Here is a 19,921-nt window from a genome sequence, read left to right on the forward strand (position 1 = left end):
AGGGACTGACCATGACCGAGAGCTATGTGGTCGCGATAGACCAGGGCACCACCTCGACCCGGTGCATCGTCTTCGACCGGCGCGGGCAGTTGGTCTCCCTCGCCCAGCAGGAACACAAGCAGCACTTCCCGAAGCCGGGCTGGGTCGAGCACGACGCCATGGAGATCTGGCGCAACGTGGAACGGCTCGCGCCGCGGGCACTGCGCCGGGCCGGGATCACGATCGACCAGGTGGCCGCGGTCGGCATCGCCAACCAGCGGGAGACGACGGTGATCTGGGACCGGGCGACCGGCATCCCCGTCGGGCACGCGATCATCTGGCAGGACACGCGGACGGATGCACTGGTCCACGCCCTCGGGGAGCGCTCCGACGCCGATCAGCTATCGGACATATCCGGATTGCCGCTCGCGACATATTTCTCCGGCCCCCGACTGCGCTGGATGCTCGACCACACCCCGGGCCTGCAGGCCCGGGCGGAACGCGGCGAGGTGCTCTGCGGGACCATGGAGACCTGGCTGATCTGGAACATGACCCGCGGCGCGCACGTCACCGACGTCACCAACGCCAGCCGCACCATGCTCCTCGACATCCACCGGCTCGACTGGTCCGACCAGGCTCTCGGCTTCTTCGGGATCCCCCGCGCGATGTTGCCCGAGGTGCGGGCCTCGATCGGCGCCTTCGGCACCGCTTGCGAGGCGTTTCCGGGGGTACGGATCGGGGCCGCGCTCGGTGATCAGCAGGCCGCCCTGTTCGGGCAGACGTGCTTCACCTCCGGCGAGGCGAAATGCACCTACGGCACGGGTAGCTTCCTGCTCCTGAACACCGGCACCGAGCTGGTGAAACCGGGACACGGGCTGATCGGCACGGTCGCGTACCAGGTCGCCGGCTCCCCCGCCTGTTACGCGCTGGAAGGCTCGATCGCCATCACCGGATCACTCGTCCAGTGGTTCCGCGACCAGCTGGAGCTGATCTCCAGTGCTCCGGAGATCGAAACCCTCGCGCGTACGGTCTCGGACAACGGTGGCTGCTACATCGTGCCCGCGTTCTCGGGCCTCTACGCACCGCACTGGCGCTCCGAGGCGCGCGGCGTGATCGTGGGCCTGACCTCGTACATCACGAAAGGTCACCTGGCCCGGGCCGTCCTCGAGGCGACCGCGTGGCAGACCCGCGAGGTGGTCGACGCGATGAACGCCAACTCCGGTCTCGCCCTGAGAACCCTGAAAGTGGACGGCGGGATGACCGCGGACAACCTGCTCATGCAGATGATCGCCGACGTCCTCGACGTGCCGGTGGTCCGGCCGCTCGCCGTCGAGACGGTGTCACTGGGCGCGGCCTACGCGGCGGGACTCGCCGTCGGATACTGGCCCGACCTGGACGGGCTGCGCCGCAACTGGCACATCGCCGGTCAGTGGATGCCGGCGATGGACCCGAGACTGCGCGACACCGAGTACGTCAACTGGCAGCGCGCGGTGGAACGCACCTTCGACTGGATCCAGCCCGCTTAGGCCGTGTCCCGGGGGCCGGCCTCGGTGCCCGGAACACGGCCTACACGTACGCGGGAATGGTCTTGATCTGCCTGAAGGCCATGCAGTGAGCGCAGCGCAGGAAGGATTTCCGGGGCGCCACCGGGAACAACGGAACGAAGAACAAGGTGAACCTGGTGGTGCGGGCGAACCGGGCCTGTGGGGCCGCCCAGCCGCAGACCTCGCAGGTCAGGACCCGGGTGTCGATCGGGTCGTCCTTGGTGCGCACGCCGAACAGCAGGAAGAACATGACTCCAGCCTGACACCGGCCCACAAGCGTCACCCGTCGCACGGTCAGGGCCGCGGCCCAGGGTTCCGGTTCTGGCTGGTTCTGACCAGGTTTCCCGTCGGCGAGACGTCACCCGAAGGAGACAAGAGGAATCAGGACCGGTTCAAGATCAAAAAAGGTCGTGCCCGCCGGACCATGGGTGTGCTGACCGTCACTGGGTGGAATCGAGGGTGGGTCGGCGGGGTTCGCGGAAGTATGACGACCATCGGACTTATCGGTAGTGGGAACATCGGCGGGACCGTGGCGAAGCTGGCCGTGGACGCCGGGTACGACGTGGTGCTGAGCAACTCGCGCGGCCCCGAGACGCTGCAGGGACTGGTCGCGGAGCTGGGGCCGAAGGCGCGCGCGGCGACGCCGGCCGAGGCGGCGGCGGCCGGGGACATCGTGGTGGTGACCGTGCCGCTGAAGGCCTACGGTGACGTGCCGGCCGCGCCGCTCGCGGGCAAGGTCGTGATCGACACGAACAACTACTACCCGGAGCGGGACGGGCAGATCGCCGCCCTGGACAACGACGAATCGACCACCGGTGAGCTGCTGCAGCAGCACCTCACCGAGAGCAAGGTGGTCAAGGGATTCAACAACATCTGGTTCGGGCACCTGGCGAAACTGGGCCGGCCCGCCGGGTCGGCCGATCGGACCGCGCTGCCGATCGCCGGTGACGACACCGCCGCGAAGCTGGCGGTCACCGAGTTCCTGGACACGATCGGGTACGACGCGGTGGACGTCGGGCCGCTCAGCGAGAACTGGCGGACGCAGCGGGACACCCCGGTCTACGTGACGCCGTACGGGCCGTTCGGTGGCGAGGCCAACCCGGCCGGCGCCGACGTCGTGCGCAAGGCGGTCGCCGAGGCGAAGCGCTGACGCACACCGGGTCTGTCGCCGGCTGTGGCGGCAGACCCGGTGCGTGCGACACTGCACGCGGATCACCGCTTCCCCCTGCCGAGGACCGGTAATGCGCAAGCGCCTGGCCGTCATGATCGCCGTTCTGCCGCTCGCCGGGGTGGTCGCGGCCTGCGCTGACCCGGAGCGCGGCGGGCCCGAGGTTCCACCGGTGACCGTCCCGGCCCCGAGCGCGACCCCTTCAGCCGGGGCGGGTGACGCCGCGCCTTCGAGCCCGGCGGTCGCCCTCTCCACGCCCGCGACCAGCCGTCGTGTGACCAGACCACCGGCGGTGCGGCCGCGGGCGACGACGACTCCGGCGCTGCCGCCGTTCCGCCCACCGACCACGGGCAAGCCGATCTTCCCGAGCGGCCCGATCACGCCGCCCCCACCGATCGCCGACGACCCGGACGACACCGAGCAGCAAGCCCCGAGCGCGCGACGCGCAAGATCCCCTCTGCCCGCCCGTCGCCGCGGCCACTGACCAGCCGCGCCAGCGGGCCTCACCGTGGTTGCCGACCGCCGGAGACCTCGGTGCGGGCCGGCTGCGACCGCAAGCCGCCCCGCTGGGCCTCGCCGTGGTCGTCGGCGGCGGGAGTCGCCGGGGGTGACGCGGTCAGCGGGTCAGGCGGGCGGCGGTTCGCTGCTTGAAGGCGTAGGCCTGTTTGGCCGTGTCGCGCAGCTTCGCCACCAAGGGGGAGCGGGACTGGCGGGCCCAGGGGACGGGGACCTCGATGGTGCCGTACTTGGTCTTGTAGGCGTTGCCGCCGACGAAGTCGAACTCGGTGAGGCCGCGGGACCTGGCGAGGCGCAGCGCGTGCCAGATCAGCGCCTCGTTGGGGCGCAGGTGCTGGTGTTCGCGGTAGCTGGCGCCGCCCCAGAAGTACATCGTGCGGTGGTACCACGGCAGGACCGCGGTGGCGATGCAGCGGCCGTTCGCGTCACGGGCGCGCAGAAGGCTGATCCGGCCGGCCGGAGCAAGGTGTCGGATCAACGACTTCACCCGTTCCACGGAATAGGTGGGAACCAGATTCTGTTTCGCGAAAACGTCACGCAATTGATCGTAGAATTCGTCGGCGAATGACGGATCCGCGTCCACCTCCTCGATGATCACTCCGGACTTGGCGGCTTTGCGGATATTACGGCGACAGGCGCTGGTCATCGCCTCGAGGAGGGTGTCCTCGTCCGGTTTCAGGTCGATCACGGCGGTGGGCGCGGCGTCCCACCGCAGGCCCAGGCCGGCCAGGTCGGTCTCGGTCGCGCCACGGTCGCGGACCTCGAGGTGGGCGCAGCCGAGCTCGTCGAACGCGAACCGGGTCAAGGCTTGCAGGGCGGCCCGGCGCGGGATCCCGTCGCGGAGGTTGAAGCCCAGGTAGGAGGTGGTCCAGCCGGCCATCGGACTGCCCAGGATCCGGAGTCCGTAGCGCCGGGTGAGCAGCCCGGTGAAGTGCCCGACGGTGACCCCGTCATCGCTGAGGGTGGCGAGAAGTGGTTCGGCGCGCTGGCACTCGGCCACGAACGTGAGCCACTCGGGAGTGTGGAAGATGAGGCGGTCCTGATAGGTGGCGCGGTCGGCGTGGAGGGCGGGAGTCGCCTCCACCCGCTGCAGGCGAAGCATCCGTTCGGCCCCGATCGAATTAGGCGTCGAAGGCGGATGATGCCCCGCCGAACGGCCATTCCGCAAGGCCCGAGCGGACCATTCGATAATTGACGTGAATCAGATTCGTGTTCAGCGTGACAATTGCTACTGCCGTCCGCCCGTATCCATTTGCCAAGGTAATGCCATGGAGACGCCGACGGCCATCAAGCGACGTCTGAACGAACTGGGCCTGCGCAGCCGGCTCCGGGCCCGGCCGCGGACGCAGGGCCGGGTGCTGGCCCCGGCCGGCCTGTTCCGCCGCCTGCCCAGCGCGCCCGGGCTGTACTTCCCCTTCTATCACGACGTGCTTCCGGAGTACGCCGCCGACCTGCGCCACCACCTGCGCACCCTGCTCCGGCAGGGGCCGATGGTCAGCTGGGACGAGGCGCTGGCGGTGCTGGCCGGCGAACGGCCGCTGACCGGGCCGGTCTTCTGCCTGTCCTTCGACGACGCCCACGTGAGCTGGCGCGACGTGGTCGTCCCGGTGCTGCGCGAGCTGACCGTGCCGGCGACGTTCTTCGTGACCACCGACATGGTCGGCCGGCCCGGCAACCTGACCTGGCACGACTGCCGGGAGATCCGGGACGCCGGGTTCAGCTTCGGCTCGCACACGGTCAACCACAGCCGGCTGGCCGATCAGGACGAGGCCGGGGCACGGCGCGAGATCGTGGACTCCAAGCGCGAGCTGGAGGACGAGCTCGGCACCGAGGTGCGGGACTTCGCCGCGCCGTACGGCTATCCCGACGTCGACTTCACCGAGCGTGACGTGCGAGCGGCGCGGGAGGCGGGGTACCGCAGCTTCGCGACCACCCTGCGGCCGGCGATGCACGCCGGTGACTCCCCGATGTGGATCACCCGGCAGGGGTTGCACCCGGCCTGGCCGATCATGGCAGTGCGGACCCGCGTCCATGACTGAGCCATCGACGACCGAGCCATCGAAGATCGAGCCGCGGATCTATCTGTCCCCGCCGGACGTCACCGACGTCGAGCGCAAGTTCCTGCTGGCGGCGTTCGACTCCAACTGGGTCGCGCCGGTCGGGCCGGATCTGGACGCGTTCGAGGCCCGGTGCGCCGAGCTGACCGGGGTCCGGCACGCGGTCGCGCTGAGCAGCGGCACCGCGGCGCTGCACCTGGCGCTGATCGCGGCCGGGGTGCGGCGTGGCGACACCGTGCTGGTGCCGTCGTTCACGTTCGCCGCGACCGCGAACGCGGTGATGTACCTCGGCGCGCGGCCGGTCTTCCTGGACAGCACGCCGGAGAGCTGGAACGTCGACCCGCAGATGCTCGCCGACGAGTTGCGCGGCCGGTCGGTGCGGGGCAACCTGCCGCGCGCGGTGATCACCGTGGACATGTACGGGCAGTGCGCCGACTACGACCCGATCCTGGACGCCTGCGACCGGTACGGGGTGCCGGTGATCGAGGACGCGGCCGAGGCGCTCGGCGCGACCTGCCGGGGGCGGCCGGCCGGATCGTTCGGGCGGGCCGGCGTGCTCTCCTTCAACGGCAACAAGATCGCCACCACCGGTGGGGGCGGGGTGCTGGTCACCGACGACGGCTCGATCGCCACGCAGGTGCGGCACCTGTCGACGCAGGCGCGCGAGCCGGTGGCGCACTACGAGCACCGGTCGGTCGGGTACAACTACCGGCTCAGCAACCTGCTCGCCGCGGTCGGGCGGGGGCAGTTGCAACGGCTGCCGCAGCTGGTCGAGGCCCGGCGGGCGACGTTCGAGCACTACCGGGCGGCGCTCGGGGACCTGCCCGGCGTGACTTTCCAACCGGGGGCGGCTTACGGCGTACCCAATCGGTGGTTGACCTGTCTTTTGCTTGATCACGACCGGCGGGACCGGGTCATCGCGGAACTCGACCGGGTGCGCATCGAGGCGCGGCCGACGTGGAAGCCGATGCACCTGCAGCCGGTCTATCGGGACTGTGTGATGCGCGGCGGCTCGGTCAGCGCCGACCTGTTCCATCGCGGGCTCTGCCTGCCCAGCGGTTCCGCACTCACCTCGCACGACCGGGACCGTGTCGTGACCGTCGTCCGCTCGGTTGTGAAGGAGTGACGGGCTGATGCGCGTCGTCTACATCCATCAGTACTACTGCAATCCGCAGATGGCCGGGGGCATCCGCTCCTACGAGCAGGCGAAACGGCTGGTGGCGCGTGGACACACGGTCGACGTGATCACCACCGACATCACCCCCGGCGAGCGTGAACTGGGCTGGAAGGTCACCCACGAGGACGGGGTGACCGTCCACTGGTTCAAGATCCCCTACAACAACCACATGTCGTTCGCGCGGCGGTTGCGCGCTTTCGCCGAGTTCATGCTGCTCGCCACCGTGCGGGCGGCGCGCCTGAAAGCGGACCTGGTCTTCGCCACCAGCACGCCGCTCACCGTCGCGGTACCCGGTGTACTCGCCGCTCGGCTGCGCCGGGTGCCGTTCGTCTTCGAGGTGCGGGACCTGTGGCCGGAGGTCCCGATCGAGATGGGCGCGCTGCGCAACCCGCTCGCCCGGCGACTGGCCGGTGGGCTGGCGGACTTCGCCTACCGCAACGCGGCCGAGGTGGTCGCCCTCTCCCCCGGCATGGCCGCCGGGGTCACCCGGCGACGGCCCGGCACCGCCGTCACCGTCGTGCCCAACGCCGCCGACCTGGACCTCTTCCACGTCGACCCGGCGCAGGTGAAACGGTTCCGGGGCGAGCACCGGTGGCTCGGCGACCGGCCGTTGCTGGTCTACACCGGGGCGCTGGGCGCGGTGAACGGCGTGGAGTACCTGGTGCGGGCGATGGACCGGATCCGCGACACCGACCCCGGGATCCAGCTGCTGATCGTCGGGCACGGGCGGGAGTGGGAGAGCACCGAACGGCTCGCGGCCGACCTCGGGTTGCTGGACCGGACCGTACGGATGTGGGCGAAGGTCCCGAAATCGGAGCTGCCGGTGATCCTCGGCGCGGCCACCATGTCGACCAGCACGGTCCGGCCGATCCGCGGGCTCTGGGACAACTCGGCCAACAAGTTCTTCGACGCGCTCGCGGCGGAACGCCCGATCGCCATCAACTACGGCGGCTGGCAGGCCGACCTGCTGACCGACACCGGCGCGGGGCTGGTGCTCGACCCGCACGACGCGGACGCGGCCGGCGACGTCCTCGCCATCCACCTGCGCGACGAGGATTGGCTGGTCAAGGCCCGGTCCGCGGCACACCGGCTGGCGGTCGAGCAGTTCTCCCGCGACATGCTCTTCGAACGGTTCGAAGCGGTGCTGACCCGGTCCGCGGCCTGAAACGGGGTACTGATGGAACTGCGCGCCTACGTCCGGGCCTGCCGCCGCCGCTGGCTCTGGCTGGTGATCCCGGTGCTCCTGGCCTCGGCGATCGCCGGGGCCCTGACGCTGACCGCGAAACCCGCCTACCAGTCCTCGATGATCCTGTTCGTGTCGGCCGGCACCGGCGACCCGGACGCCGAGGCGCGCCGCCTCAACTCCTACATCGCGCTGCTCACCGGCCCGCGGGTGGCCCAGGGCGTGGTCGCCAAGATCGGCGACGGCCAGGTCACCGCCGACCAGGTCCGGGCCGCGCTGGCCGCGCAGGTCAGCGAGGGCACCGACCTGCTGGAGATCTCGGCCACCGACCCCAGCGCCGCGCGGAGCCGGGAAATCGTCACCACCGCCGCATCGGTGCTGGTCACACTGGCCAAGCAGATCGCGCCGGCGAACCCCGCCGACGGCGGCCCGGCCCCGAACATCTCGGTCCTGCAGGACGCCGAGACCGTCAAGCAGCCGAGCGGCCTGGCCCGCAACGCCGGGTTCGCCGCGGTGCTCGGCCTGCTGATCGGGGCGATCGCGGTGGCGATCCGGGAGGCGGCCGGGAGGACCGTCGCCGAGGAGGACGACCTGCGCCGGCTCGGCCTGGGGACGGTCGGGGTGATCTCGCTCGACGGCCGCGACGGCCGCGGCGAGCACCCTGACCAGGCCTTGGCCGAGGCGTTCCGGCGGCTGCGCAGCGTGCTGCCGGGAATCACCGACGGGCGCCGGGGCAACCCGCGCGGCCGGGCGCTGATGCTCGCCGCCCCCGGGCGCAAGGCGGGGACGACCGCGGTGACCTGCGGGCTGGCCATCGCGCTGGCCGAGACCGGGGCGCGGGTCGTGCTGGTCGACGCGAACCTGCGGTCGCCGGGCGTCGGACGCTACCTGTCCCTCGACCCCGCACCGGGGCTGGCCGAGGTGCTCTCCGGGACGGCCCGGGTGCCGGAGGTGCTGCGCGAGTCCCTGAACGGGCGGCTCGCCGTGCTGCCGGCCGGTGAGCACGTCCCCGACCCGGGCGGGCTGCTCGCCTCGCCCCGGCTTCCGGCGACGGTACGGACCCTCACCGAACGTTTCGACGTGGTGCTGGTCGACGCACCGCCGCTGAACGGGCCGGCCGACGCGGCGGTGATCGGCGCGGTCACGGACAGCGCGCTGCTGGTGGTGCGGGCGAACCGGACCCGGACCGCCGATGTGGAGCGCTCGGCGGAACTGCTGCAGCGGGTCGGCGCGAAACTGGCCGGCGCGGTCCTCAACGCGCTGCCGCGCAAACTGCCGACCGGGCAGGCGTGGGCGGCGGCCGCGCAGGTGCCGCCGGCCGAGGCGCTGATCCCGCTGGACGAGCCGGACGAGCCGGACGAGCCCACGCCGGTCAGCACGCCGCCGGCGCCGCGGACGCCGGACGGGGTGGTCCGGGGGCGGGCGCGGGTGATGAAGGCGGCGCTGGCCGGGTCCGACCTCAGCGAGAGAAACGGTAAGGCGCAGATCATCGACGAGGAGCCGGAGAAGCCAGGGGAGCCAGAGGGGCGCAAGGACGGTGAGTGAACTAGCCGGGCTCGCCCCACGCCGCGCCGAGTCGATCGCCTTCGTCCGCGCGCAGCTGCGCGAGCCGGCCGTCCAGATCCTCGCCTCGCAGGTGCTGACCGGCGCGGTCGCGATGGCCGCGAACATCCTCATGGTGCGGTCGATGACGCCCACCCATCGGGGCGAGGTCGCGCTCCTGCTGCAGGTCGTCTACCTCGCCACGCAGGTGCTGCTGCTCGGCACCGAGCGTAGTTTCGTCGCCAGTTACCACAATGTCGCTCCGGGGCCGGCGGTCCGCGCGTACGGCAGATTGCTCTTGATCCCCGCCTCGGCGGGGCTGCTCGGCGTGATCGTCTTCACGGCGGCCTCGCCGCACCACCGCAACCCCGGGCCGCTGATCGTGGCGCTGCTCGTCGTCTACACCATCGTGGAGGCGTCGGCGCTGGCCAGCCGCGCGGTCGCGATCGCGGTGGGGCGCGTGCGGGACTTCATGATCGCCCGGGTGCTGGAGTCCGTGCTGCTCCTGGGGATGCTGGTCGGCCTCTACGTCACGCACACCTCGCATCCGGAGACCTGGTTCCTCGCGTACGTCGTGGCCGGCGCCGTCCCCACGATCGTCTACCTGCTGGTGTGGCTGCGGCTGCCGGTCGACCCGGCCGCCGCCCCGGTCGACGCCGCTCTGAACCGTCAGGTGCGCCGGGAGGGGCTCGCGCTGTTCCCCGCGGCGATCTCGAACATGGCCATGTTGCGCGTGGATCGCCTGGTCATACCGGCGCTCGCCTCGACCGCCGCGCTCGGCCTCTACACCAGTGTGGCGACGATGACCGAGCTGCTGGCGTGGCCGGTCCGGGCCTACGCCGACTCACGCCTGGGCCGCTGGCGGGCCTCGCACAACGACGGGGGCCTGCACACGCGCCCGATCGTGCTGGCCGTCGCGGCCTACTCGCTGGTCGTGGTCCCGATCGTGGCCGGCGGCCTGTACCTGCTGATCGTGCCGGTCTTCGGTCACCAGTACGCGCCGGCCAAGGTGGTCGTGCTGCCGCTGGTGGTGGCGGCCGGGCTGTACGCCGTGTCCCGCGTGAGCCTCGGCCTGCTGATCGCGAAGGGCCGCGGCGGGCTGGTGTCGGTCGCCGAGATCACCGGGTTCGTGGTCAGTTTCGCGGTGTATCTGCTGCTCATCCCGCGGCTGGGGATCCTCGGGGCGGCGTACGGGTCGCTCGCCGGGTACGGCGCCTGCCTGGTGTTCGCGCTGATCGCGACGTACCTCGTGAAAGAGCGGACATGAGGCAGCGGATCTTCCTGGCGCCGGGACTGCTGCTCGTGCTGATCGCGATCGGCGGCCGGTTCACGCTGGACCGGGCCGGTTTCCCGGACCTGGCGTGGGTCGATCTGCGCGTGGTCGGCGTGGCCGTGGCCCTGGTGACCCTGGCCATTGATCTTGCCCTTCGGAGAAGGCCGGACAAGGACCCCGACGAGGCCTGGCTGATCGCCACGCTGATCTTCTTCCTGTTCCAGATCGCCTCCGCGCTCTGGGCCCCGGCCGCGTCCCGGACCGGCCCGCAGACCGTGGACCTGATCCTGCTGGGTGTGCTCACGCCGGCGTTCTACTACTGGACGCTGGGCGACCCGGACCGCGCGCTGCACTACACGTTCCAGCTCTTCTTCGTCGCCGCGATCGTCTTCGCCCTCGCCGCGATCTTCATCAACGGCCCGGGCGAACAGGGCCGCTACTCGGCGTTCGGCGGCGGCCCGAACGTCTTCGTCCGCATCGAACTCCTCGGCGTGATCGCCGCCGTCGCGCTCTTCCTGCGCTCCCGCCGCTGGCTGCCGCTGCTGGTCACGCCGCTGTTCCTGCTGGCCGCGGTGCTCTCCGGCTCGCGGGCCGGGCTGATGGCCGGCGGCGTGGTCGGCCTGGCCGCGCTCTGGAAGATCCGCTCCCGGCTCAAGGCCGGCCCGGTGATCGCGGCCGGCGTCTTCCTGCTCACCGCCGGGATCGTCATCTGGTTCTCCGCGCCGCCCGCGTTCACCAGCCTGTTCCAGGAGCGGTTCGTCGAGCAGACCGTGCAGGAGCAGTACCTCTCCGACCGCACCGACATCTGGGCGGCGGCGATCCGGATGGCGGCCGACCACCCGGTGGCCGGGGCCGGGCTCGACGGGTTCTACGGCCTGATCGGCGTGAACCAGATGGTCGAGTACCCGCACAACTACGTGCTGGCCGTCGCGGCCGAGGGTGGACTGATCGGCCTCGGCCTGCTGGCCTGCGCGGTCATACTGTGGGCCAGGACCGTACGCGGTGGCGGCGCCCGGCCCCAGCTGACCGGGCTCGCCGTGGCGGCGGCCGTGTTCGTGGCGCTGAGCAGCCTGTTCTCCGGGGACTACTACGACGCCCGGCTTTTCTGGATCTTCGCCGCGATGGCCGCCGCGGCCGCGGTTGCGCGGGCCCGGACGGTTGCGGCCGCCGCGCCCGCCCGCGAGAAAGAGGCGGTAACACCATGAATTCCCGTTCGACCCGGCGCACCCTGCTCCTGCTCGGTGTCGCCTCAGCCGTCGCCGCCACCGTGGCGGAGAGCGCCGCGCGGCCGTGCGTCGCGCGACCACTGCCCGAGACGCTGTCACCGGCGGTGGCCCCGTCCCGCGGCGTCAAGCTCAAACCGGTCAGCTACTGGACCTCGGTGTTCGAGCAGAGCTGGGACTACCAGTCGGCGACGGCGCAGCCGATGAGCCGGTCCGAGGACAGTCAGGACCACTACGACCTGGCGTACACGCTGGACGGCAACGTGGCGATGTTCCGGGCCACCGGCACCACGCGCTACCTGGACCGGGCGCTGACCTACGTGGAGAACGTGGTGAACGCGTCGTCGCCGTCGGCCGCACTGCCGCGCAGCACGTTCCAGGACCGGTACCGCGGCTGGGGGTCCAGCAAGTCCGGGCAGGGCGGTGACGAGGTGCCGCTCTACGAGAGCTACTACTGGCGGTACGCCACGCAGCTGCTCGTCGCGATGCGGCAGGACACGAAGGTCTACGCCGACGCCGCGTACCGCGCCCGCTACGAGCGACTGCTGTCCTTCGCCGAGGTCGACATCTTCGAGAAATGGTTCACGCGGGGCGCCGCCGAGACCATCTACCGCGAGCGTACGCACATGGCCGCGCACTGGGCGCTGATCGCGCTCCATCTGAGTCAGCTCACCGGCGACGCGACCCGGCGTGCCCGGTACCGGCAGGTGCTGACCACGATCGGGGCGGAGATCCGCAACCAGATGACGCGCAACCCGGTGGAACCGACCGCGTACTTCTGGAGCGACGTGTGGGGCTCGACCCGCCGGCCCGGGCAGGACGTGGGTCATGGCAACGGCGTGATGGCGTACGTCGTGGAGGCCCGCGACCGGAGCACCACCTGGAACTCGGCCGACATGACCGCGTTCGGCAGCCTGCTCACCAAGGTGATCTGGCCCGGGGGAACCACGTACCGCGAGTTCGTCGACGGCACCGGCAGCGACAACGGCTGGATCGCCGACGGCTTCGTCAAGCTCGGCCGTTACGACCCGAACATCCAGCACCGCCTGGAGTCCTACCAGGTGGTCAACGACCAGTTCGCCGCCAACATGGCGCTCAACGCCAAGATCCTGCGCGCGTGAGGAGACTCCGATGACGGCATCGCTGCTGGAACCGGCGGCCCGGGAATGGAAGGAGGCACTGGGACACGTCGCCCACGACCTGTACCACGTGCCCGACTACGTCGTCCTGGACGCCCGGCTGTACGGCGGCGCCCCGGCCGCGTTCCACTTCGAGCAGAACGGCCGGCGGGTGCTGCTGCCGCTGATCATCCGGGAGATCCCGGGCTCGGAGCTGCGGGACGCGCTGTCGCCCTACGGGTATCCCGGCCCGGTCAGCGATGCCGTCCCCGGCGACCTGCCGTTCTGGCGCACCGCCTGCGCCGCCCTGACCGCGACGATGCGCGAGGCCGGGATCGTCTCGGTCTTCGTCCGGCTGCATCCGCTGCTGGCCGAGCCGTCGCCGGCGCTGGCCGAGGCCGGGGCGCTGGTCCGGCACGGCGAGACGGTGTCGATGGATTTGACCGTCGGCGTCGAACAGATGTGGCAGCAGACCCGCAGTGACCACCGCAACCACATCAACCGGGCGAAACGCGCCGGCACTCGCGTCGTCTTCGACGACTGGAGCCGCCTGGCCGAGTGGGTCGAGGTCTACCACGACAACATGCGGCGCGTCGGGGCCGCGGATTACTACTTCTTCACGTACGACCATCTGGCCGCGCTGCACGACGCGGTCGGCGACCGCATGCATCTGGCCGTGGCGCTGGAGGGCGACGAGGTGGTCGGCGGCAACACGTTCTTCGAGTACGACGGGATCGCCACCGGGTACGTCTCGTCGACCCGCCGGGCCCGCGGCCGGTACGCCGACGAGCTGCTCTACGACTCGGTGCGGCGCTGGTGCAAAGAACGCGGGATGCGCGTGTTCCACCTGGGCGGGGGCAAGGGCGGGGTGGCCGACTCGCTCTTCTCCTACAAGGCCGGCTTCTCCCCCGGGCGTCACCCGTTCCACACGTGGCGGGTCGTGGCGGATCAGAAGGCGTACGCCCGATTGGTTCGTGATCGGCAGCCGGACGCCGATCCCGCGGATCTGACCGGCACCTTTCCCGCTTATCGCTGAACCTCTTCCAGATCTGGAGTGCATGCCATGCGGATCACCTGCGTCGGCGGCGGACCCGCCGGTCTGTACTTCGCGGTGCTGGCCAAGCTGGCCGACCCCGGCCGCGAGATCACCGTTCTGGAGCGCAACCCGGCCGGCGTCACGTACGGCTGGGGGGTGGTCTTCTGGGACGACCTGCTCGACGACCTGTTCCGGTACGACCCGGTCAGCGCCGCCCGGATCTGGGACGCGGCCTGGAAGTGGGACGAGTACGAGGTGCGGGCGGCCGGCAAACCGGTCTCCTTCCTGGGCGGATACGGGTTCAGCCTGGGCCGCCACCGACTCCTCGACATCCTCGGCGAGCGGGCCCGCGAGCTGGGCGTGACCGTCCGCTACGAGGATGACCTGACCGATCCTGATCGGTTGCCGCCGGCTGACCTGATCGTGGCCTGCGACGGCGCCGGGTCCCGGATCCGCGACGCCGCCGCCGAGCACTTCGGGGCGCAGGTGGAGACCGGGCGCAACAAGTACATCTGGCTCGGCACGCCGCACGTGTTCCGCACGTTCACCTTCGGCTTCGAGGAGACCGAGGCCGGGTGGATCTGGTTCCACGCCTACCCGTTCGCCGACGGTTCCAGCACGTTCATCGTCGAGTGCACCCCGGAGACGTGGTCGGGACTGGGCCTGGACCGGATGGACTCGGCGACCGGCAACGCCCGCCTGGAGAAGATCTTCGCGCGGCACCTGGACGGGCAGCCGCTCGACGACGCCGGGCGCGGCTGGCTGAACTTCCGCCGGGTCACCGCCGAACGCTGGGACCACGGCAACGTGGTGCTGATGGGCGACGCCGCGCACACCACGCACTTCGCGATCGGCTCCGGCACGAAACTGGCCATGCAGGACGCGATGGCGCTGGCCGACGCCCTGTCCGCCGCCTCGCTGCCGGCCGCGCTGGAACAGTACGAGCACCGCCGCAAGGTGGCGCTCGCCCCGCTGCAACGGGCGGCCCGGGCGAGCAGCGCCTGGTTCGAACGGATGCCGGAGTACGCCGAGCTGCCGGCCAAGCGGTTCTCGTACGCGCTGTCGAACCGGCGCGGGGAGTACCCGGCCTGGCGGTACCTGCTGCACATGTCGACCCAGGGCGCCGTCCCGCGCACGATGCTGCGCTGGACGCTGAGCGCGCGGCGGTGGAACCGGGCCCGGCGAAGGCCACTGCGGGCCGCGGTCGGCTGATCTGTTCGCCTCAGATCGGCGCGCACCGGGCCGATGGTCGCGGTCATGGTGCGGAGTCGGCGGGCGGCGGGCATCGCCGCCATCGGGTTCATCGCGCTGTACCTGCTGGTCGTCGACGTGCTCCCGGTCCCGCCGATGATCGCCGGGCGGTTCAGCCAGCTCAGCCTGGCCGTGGTCGGCGCGCTGGTGACCGTGCTGTGGGCGTACTCGGCGAGCCGGGCGCGCGGCCGGATCCGGGCCGGCCTGTTCACCTGGAGCCTGTCCGGCGCCGGGTGGACCGCCGGTGAGGTGCTCTGGCTCGCCGACGGCTGGCACGCCGGCACGGCGCCGATCAGCGGCGCCGCCGACGTCGCGTTCGGGATCACCGTCGTGGCCACCCCGCTGGCCGCGGTGGTCCTGGTCGGGCGGCCCTCGGCCAGTCTGCGCACGCTCTTCGACGCGCTGATGATCGGGACGTCGCTGTTCTTCGTGATCTGGGCGCTGGTCCTCGGCCCGCAGCTGCGCTCGGGTGCGAGCGATCTCGGCACGGTCGCCTACGCGACGGCCGACGTGGTGATCCTGAGCCTGCTCCTGCTGCTGCTCGCCGACGCCGGTTCGACGCTGCGCGCGCCGTTGGAGATCGCCGCGACCGGGATCGTCGCGCAGTTCGCGGCCGACAGTCTCTACGCCTACCAGTCGGTCGGCCAGACCTACCGGTTCGGTGGCCTGCCCGACCTGTTGTGGCTGGTGGCGTGGCTGACCTTCGCGGTCGGCGCGCCGGGCCGGGCCGAGCTGCACGGGGTGACCCGGGTCAGTGACGGCGGGCGGCCGCGGGCGTACCTGCCGTACGTCCCGTTCGCGCTGGCCTTCGTCACCGGCGTCACCATGCAGGTCGCCCACCAGCAGGTGGACCGGGTGCTGGCGATGCTGAGCATGACGATGACCGCGCTGGTCGTGTTCCGTCAGATGATCATCCTGAGTGACAACCGCCGGCTCACCCGGCAGCTCTCCGCGCTCGTCGACGACCTGCGGTTCCGGGCCGACCACGACGCGCTGACCGGGCTGGCGAACCGGCCGAGGTTCGAGGAGTGCGCCGAGCGGGCCCTGCTGCCGGGCGCGTCCGGGACGGTGTCGCTGCTGCTCATCGACCTCGACGGGTTCAAGCCGGTGAACGACACGTACGGCCACCACAGCGGCGACCAGGTCCTCGTCGAGGTGGCCCGGCGGCTGACCGCGGCGGCCGGGCCCGGTGACGTGGTGGCCCGGCTCGGCGGCGACGAGTTCGCGGTGCTGACCACAAACGAGCCACGGCCGCTGGCCGACCGGATGCTGGCCGCGTTCGGGCCGGCGTTCGACGTCGGCGACGAGACCGCGGTGATCGGCGCGAGCATCGGCGTGACCTCGTGCCGACCCGGCGAGCGCGGGGCCGGGCAGCTCGTCCGGGACGCCGACCTGGCCATGTACGAGGCGAAACGTGGCGGCCGCAATAACGTGGTGACGGCCGCCCCGGTCCCGTGATCATATGACGGCCATGCTCGCCGCCACGGAAGACCTGCTCGCCACGCTCGACCCGCTGCCGTACCGGGAACGGATGCGCCGCCTCGCCGCCTGGGCCCGCACCGCCCCGGACCGCGCGCAGGTCGGCGCCGAGCTGCGCGAGGGCGACGCCTACCAGCGGCGACTCGCGCTGACCGCGGCCCTGGTGGCCGGCGACACCGCGGCCGTCGACGCGGCGATCGAGGACCCGCTGCCGGCGCTGCGGTCGATCGCGATCACCGCGGCGCTGCGCGCGGGCCGGCTCACCACGCCGGTGGCCGAGCTGCCGGCGGTGGACCGGCGCCGCATCCACCGGACGTTGCGGTCGGCTTCCGCCCCCCTGGTCGCCGACGCACTGATCGGCGAGATCCGGGCGCACTTCGGCGACGAGGAGGCGGCCGCCCTCCTTCCGGCCTGCGGCGCTTCGACGGTACGGGCGTTGCTGCCCGGCCTCGCCCACGCGGCCCACCTCGTCGTGGTCGCCCGGCGCCACCCGCTGGTGTTCGCGGACTACGCGACCGGGATCCTCGCCGCCACCGCACCGGAATCGCTCGACGACCAGTGGCGGCAGCTGATCACGGCGATCCTGGTACTCGACCCCGGGGTCGCGCTCGACCTGCTGGAACGTCACGGGCCGGAGAGCATGCTGCCCGGAGATCTGCCCGGCTACGGGCCGCTGGCCCGGCACTCCCCCGCGCGGGTCGCCGCCCTGCTCGCCGCGCCCACCCGGGCCGGCTGGCTGCGGCGGGTCACGCTGCCGACCGGGCTGCTGCGCCGGCTCGCCACACTGCCGGACGACGCGCTGGCGCCGCTGGCCAGGCAGCACACCCTGCTCGCGCCGCTGCTGCGGGCGTTGCCGCCGGGCCGGCGCGCCGCGATCTACCGGGCTTCGCTGGCCGAGGTCGATACCGCAAGGCACATTCCGGCGTACGGCGTCCTGGACCTTCTGCCGGCCGCGGACCGGGCCACCGAGGCGCGCCGCATGCTCGGCCTCGACAAGGTGCGCCAGAGCGAGGAGTGGACCCTCGACCTGGGCGCCTACCTGCCGTGGCCGGAGGCCGCCGCCTCGCAGGAGGTCGCGCTGCGCTCCGGGGACGCCGGTGAGCGGGCCCGGGCGTGGACCCGGCTGGCCCAGGCGGCCGGCCGCTCCCGGGACCCGCGGGCGGTGGCGGAGCTGCTCACCCGGCTGACCCGGCTGCGCAACGAGCAGGACCCGGTCCGCGCAGCCGCCCTGCTCGGGCTGGCCGGCGTGACCCGGCTGCTCACCGCCGCGTCGGCGGCCGAGCTGACGACCGTGACCACGGACGCGGTGCAGGCCCGGGACACGTCCGCGGCCGGCACGTCCGCGCTGAGCCGGCTCGCGACCGCGACCCTGCAGCACCACGTCGGCGTCCCCGAGCTGCGGGACTGGGCGCTGCTCACCATCGACCTGCTGAGCAGCGAGGCGAACGTACCGACGCTGTACCGCTTCGACCGGGTGCTGCGCCGCGGCCAGGAGACGATGGTCTTCGACCGGCTCCGCCCGTGGATCGAGGCCGGCCTGGACCGGGGCCGCCACGGCCCGCTGTTCGCGGTCACCAGCGCGCTCGGGCGACGCGCCGGGCGGCTGCCGCAGCTGCAGGAACTGCTGGGCCGCGCGGCCGGCGCGGGCACCCTGCCGTGGGTGGCCGAGAGCGCGATCAACCACTGGCTGGAGGATCCGCGCACCCGGGACGCACGGGTCGCCGAGGTGCTCGCGGCCGATCCGTCCGCGGTGCTGCTCGCCCGGGTCTGGGACGTGGTCGCGAAACGGCGCACCGACCTGCTCGACGGCGTCCTCGCCGGGCCGCCGGCGGGACGGTTCGCCGACCGCCACGCCGTCTGGAGGCCGGGGCCGGTCCGGCACCCGCACCGGTGGCTGCCCCGGCAACAGGCGGCCCTCGTCGCCCGGCACGCCCGCACGGTCGCCGACACCGGCGCCGACCGCCGGGTCCGGACCGGCGCGCTCCGAGCCGCCGCGGGGCTCGCCGAGGCCGGCCGGGCCCTGGTGCTGGCGCACGTGGACTCGCCCGACGTGCCGGTCGCCGAGGCCGCCCTGGGTGCGCTGGTCTGGACCGACCGGCCCGACCTGGCGCTGCCGGTGCTGCTCGGGCACGCCGGCGACGACCGGGCCCGGGTCGCCATGTACGCCACCGCCCGCGCCGCCAAGTACCTCCGGCCGGCCACGCTCGTCCCCGCGCTCCTGGCACTGCTCGACCCGGCCGCCGCCGTCAAGGTCACCAGCCGCAAGGAGGCGGTCCGGATCCTCGCTCACGACGGGCCGCCGAGCGCGATGGACCGGCTGCTCGCCGTCCATGCCGAGCCGGGTCAGCACCGTGACGTCCGGGCCGCGATCACCGGCGCCGCCCGGCAGCGGCTCGACACCGAGGCGAGCTGGACCGTCCTGGCCCGGGCCGTGGCCGGCAGCCGCGAGGAGCGCCGCGCCGTGCTCAGCACCTTCCCGTACGCGATCCCGGCCGGCTACCGCTCCCGGTACGCCGCGCTGCTCGTCACCGCCTGCCGGGCCGACGACCGGGAGATCCGCCGCATCGCGTTCGACCGGGTGCACGAGTGGGCGCCGTGGGCCGGCGACCTCACCGGCCTGGTCGTGGACCGCCTCACCGACCTCGACGAGCAGCTGGCCGAGCTGCGGGCCGCGAGCCTGCTGCGGGCCGCCGGCCAGCACGCGCTGGGCCTGGCGCTGGCCCGGCTGACCGCGATGCCCGACCCGGAGGACCGCCCCGGCCGCGACCTGCCGGCGCGACGGCGGATCGAGGTCCTCGCGTACGGCGCCGGCACGCTGAGCCGCTCGCTTCCCGCCACCGCCGACCGGTCCGCCCTGATCGCCGCGATGCGGGACCTGGCCGATCAGCCCGGTTACCGGGCCGTCGCGCTCGGTGCCCTGGTCCGGCTCGGACGCCTGGACAACCTGCCGGAGATCGCCGACCGTTGTGCCGACCGGCCGGTGGTCGCGGTCCACGTCGCCGAACGGGTCGGGCACCGCGCGCGCGACGATCAGGCACTGGCCGACCCGGCGTACCTGCACGCGGTGATCGACCAGCTGATCCGGCGGGGTGACCTGGCCGCCGGGCTGTTCGCGGGCCGGCTGCTGCGGGCCGGCTCGATGTACGGCTGGGCCGGCCGCTGGCACGACCTGGTGCTGGCCCTGCGCGCCCACCCCGACCCCGACGTCCGCGACGACGCGCTGGCCCTGGCGATGAACTGACCACTTCCCGGCCACGCCGGTGCCGAGCTCCGCCCGGACGTTATGACCCAAGAAATATGGGGCGGAAACGGTCGGTGGAGATCAACCACAGGTCATTCATAGGTTTCGATGTTTTGCTCTCGGTCGTCCTCACA

Annotated in this window: 16 protein-coding genes; 14 read left to right on the forward strand and 2 right to left on the reverse strand. The window is 72.2% G+C overall.

Features of this window, described 5'->3' with window-relative positions; genetic code table 11:
- Window positions 1–11: 11 nt before the first annotated feature.
- Window positions 12–1,505: a glycerol kinase GlpK gene (gene glpK / locus ACH442_RS30560; protein ID WP_396341580.1), complete on the forward strand. Its 1,494-nt coding sequence runs from the start codon at window positions 12–14 to the stop codon at window positions 1,503–1,505.
- A 40-nt stretch (window positions 1,506–1,545) separates the two neighbouring features.
- On the opposite strand, the gene ACH442_RS30565 is transcribed toward glpK, so the two are convergent.
- The gene (locus tag ACH442_RS30565; protein WP_396341581.1) at window positions 1,546–1,773 is read right to left on the reverse strand and encodes a zinc-ribbon domain-containing protein; all 228 of its coding nucleotides are present in this window, start codon (window positions 1,771–1,773) and stop codon (window positions 1,546–1,548) included.
- A gap of 174 nt (window positions 1,774–1,947) precedes the next feature.
- On the opposite strand from ACH442_RS30565, the gene ACH442_RS30570 reads away from it, so the two are divergent.
- Together ACH442_RS30570 and ACH442_RS30575 are read left to right on the forward strand one after the other, a co-directional pair.
- Entirely contained in the window at window positions 1,948–2,673 is a 726-nt protein-coding gene (locus ACH442_RS30570) for an NADPH-dependent F420 reductase (protein WP_396341582.1), read from the forward strand.
- Window positions 2,674–2,764: 91 nt separating this feature from the next.
- A complete protein-coding gene (locus ACH442_RS30575) occupies window positions 2,765–3,175 on the forward strand; it encodes a hypothetical protein (RefSeq protein ID WP_396341583.1) in 411 nt (136 codons plus the stop codon).
- Window positions 3,176–3,307: 132 nt separating this feature from the next.
- Here ACH442_RS30575 and ACH442_RS30580 read toward each other — a convergent pair whose 3' ends face one another.
- Complete coding sequence (locus ACH442_RS30580; RefSeq protein WP_396341584.1) at window positions 3,308–4,309, reverse strand: lipid II:glycine glycyltransferase FemX; 1,002 nt, start codon at window positions 4,307–4,309, stop codon at window positions 3,308–3,310.
- A 166-nt stretch (window positions 4,310–4,475) separates the two neighbouring features.
- Here ACH442_RS30580 and ACH442_RS30585 point away from each other — a divergent pair, with 166 nt between their 5' ends.
- Genes ACH442_RS30585 through ACH442_RS30635 form a run of 11 tightly spaced genes read left to right on the forward strand, consistent with a single transcriptional unit; the run spans window position 4,476 to window position 19,787 of the window.
- Window positions 4,476–5,246 carry a polysaccharide deacetylase family protein gene (locus ACH442_RS30585; protein WP_396341585.1) on the forward strand — a complete coding sequence of 257 codons (771 nt, stop codon included), beginning with the start codon at window positions 4,476–4,478 and terminating at the stop codon, window positions 5,244–5,246.
- On the forward strand, window positions 5,239–6,390 hold the full coding sequence (locus ACH442_RS30590) for an aminotransferase class I/II-fold pyridoxal phosphate-dependent enzyme (RefSeq protein ID WP_396341586.1): 1,152 nt from the start codon (window positions 5,239–5,241) through the stop codon (window positions 6,388–6,390). Before ACH442_RS30585 ends, ACH442_RS30590 begins: the two co-directional genes overlap by 8 nt.
- Before the next feature lie 7 nt (window positions 6,391–6,397).
- The gene (locus tag ACH442_RS30595) at window positions 6,398–7,606 is read left to right on the forward strand and encodes a glycosyltransferase family 4 protein (RefSeq protein ID WP_396341588.1); all 1,209 of its coding nucleotides are present in this window, start codon (window positions 6,398–6,400) and stop codon (window positions 7,604–7,606) included.
- A 12-nt stretch (window positions 7,607–7,618) separates the two neighbouring features.
- Window positions 7,619–9,169, forward strand: a complete 1,551-nt coding sequence (locus ACH442_RS30600; protein ID WP_396341589.1) for a Wzz/FepE/Etk N-terminal domain-containing protein — start codon at window positions 7,619–7,621, stop codon at window positions 9,167–9,169.
- Window positions 9,162–10,433, forward strand: coding sequence for a lipopolysaccharide biosynthesis protein (locus tag ACH442_RS30605; RefSeq protein ID WP_396341590.1), 1,272 nt, complete (start codon window positions 9,162–9,164; stop codon window positions 10,431–10,433). The genes ACH442_RS30600 and ACH442_RS30605 overlap by 8 nt, the downstream gene beginning before the upstream one ends.
- Entirely contained in the window at window positions 10,430–11,644 is a 1,215-nt protein-coding gene (locus ACH442_RS30610; RefSeq protein ID WP_396341591.1) for an O-antigen ligase family protein, read from the forward strand. Before ACH442_RS30605 ends, ACH442_RS30610 begins: the two co-directional genes overlap by 4 nt.
- Entirely contained in the window at window positions 11,641–12,783 is a 1,143-nt protein-coding gene (locus tag ACH442_RS30615) for a hypothetical protein (RefSeq protein WP_396341592.1), read from the forward strand. Before ACH442_RS30610 ends, ACH442_RS30615 begins: the two co-directional genes overlap by 4 nt.
- Window positions 12,784–12,793: 10 nt before the next feature.
- A complete protein-coding gene (locus tag ACH442_RS30620) occupies window positions 12,794–13,816 on the forward strand; it encodes a GNAT family N-acetyltransferase (RefSeq protein ID WP_396341593.1) in 1,023 nt (340 codons plus the stop codon).
- A 27-nt stretch (window positions 13,817–13,843) separates the two neighbouring features.
- On the forward strand, window positions 13,844–15,028 hold the full coding sequence (locus tag ACH442_RS30625; protein ID WP_396341594.1) for an FAD-dependent monooxygenase: 1,185 nt from the start codon (window positions 13,844–13,846) through the stop codon (window positions 15,026–15,028).
- A 45-nt stretch (window positions 15,029–15,073) separates the two neighbouring features.
- Window positions 15,074–16,525: a diguanylate cyclase domain-containing protein gene (locus tag ACH442_RS30630; protein WP_396341595.1), complete on the forward strand. Its 1,452-nt coding sequence runs from the start codon at window positions 15,074–15,076 to the stop codon at window positions 16,523–16,525.
- 4 nt (window positions 16,526–16,529) lie between these two features.
- Window positions 16,530–19,787, forward strand: coding sequence for a hypothetical protein (locus ACH442_RS30635; RefSeq protein WP_396341596.1), 3,258 nt, complete (start codon window positions 16,530–16,532; stop codon window positions 19,785–19,787).
- The last annotated feature ends 134 nt before the right edge of the window (window positions 19,788–19,921 follow it).

This window comes from Actinoplanes sp. NPDC020271 (assembly GCF_044388125.1).
Taxonomy (GTDB): Bacteria; Actinomycetota; Actinomycetes; order Mycobacteriales; family Micromonosporaceae; genus Actinoplanes.

Bases quoted from the DNA above. Each gene is read 5' to 3' on its own strand.
- ACH442_RS30600 (WP_396341589.1), top strand. From the start codon at position 7,619: ATGGAACTGCGCGCCTACGTCCGGGCCTGCCGCCGCCGCTGGCTCTGG.
- ACH442_RS30590 (WP_396341586.1), top strand. From the start codon at position 5,239: ATGACTGAGCCATCGACGACCGAGCCATCGAAGATCGAGCCGCGGATC.
- ACH442_RS30615 (WP_396341592.1), top strand. From the start codon at position 11,641: ATGAATTCCCGTTCGACCCGGCGCACCCTGCTCCTGCTCGGTGTCGCC.
- ACH442_RS30580 (WP_396341584.1), bottom strand. From the start codon at position 4,309: ATGCTTCGCCTGCAGCGGGTGGAGGCGACTCCCGCCCTCCACGCCGAC.
- ACH442_RS30565 (WP_396341581.1), bottom strand. From the start codon at position 1,773: ATGTTCTTCCTGCTGTTCGGCGTGCGCACCAAGGACGACCCGATCGAC.
- ACH442_RS30610 (WP_396341591.1), top strand. From the start codon at position 10,430: ATGAGGCAGCGGATCTTCCTGGCGCCGGGACTGCTGCTCGTGCTGATC.
- ACH442_RS30570 (WP_396341582.1), top strand. From the start codon at position 1,948: ATGGGTGTGCTGACCGTCACTGGGTGGAATCGAGGGTGGGTCGGCGGG.
- ACH442_RS30595 (WP_396341588.1), top strand. From the start codon at position 6,398: ATGCGCGTCGTCTACATCCATCAGTACTACTGCAATCCGCAGATGGCC.
- ACH442_RS30635 (WP_396341596.1), top strand. From the start codon at position 16,530: ATGACGGCCATGCTCGCCGCCACGGAAGACCTGCTCGCCACGCTCGAC.
- ACH442_RS30575 (WP_396341583.1), top strand. From the start codon at position 2,765: ATGCGCAAGCGCCTGGCCGTCATGATCGCCGTTCTGCCGCTCGCCGGG.
- glpK (WP_396341580.1), top strand. From the start codon at position 12: ATGACCGAGAGCTATGTGGTCGCGATAGACCAGGGCACCACCTCGACC.
- ACH442_RS30625 (WP_396341594.1), top strand. From the start codon at position 13,844: ATGCGGATCACCTGCGTCGGCGGCGGACCCGCCGGTCTGTACTTCGCG.
- ACH442_RS30585 (WP_396341585.1), top strand. From the start codon at position 4,476: ATGGAGACGCCGACGGCCATCAAGCGACGTCTGAACGAACTGGGCCTG.
- ACH442_RS30620 (WP_396341593.1), top strand. From the start codon at position 12,794: ATGACGGCATCGCTGCTGGAACCGGCGGCCCGGGAATGGAAGGAGGCA.
- ACH442_RS30630 (WP_396341595.1), top strand. From the start codon at position 15,074: ATGGTGCGGAGTCGGCGGGCGGCGGGCATCGCCGCCATCGGGTTCATC.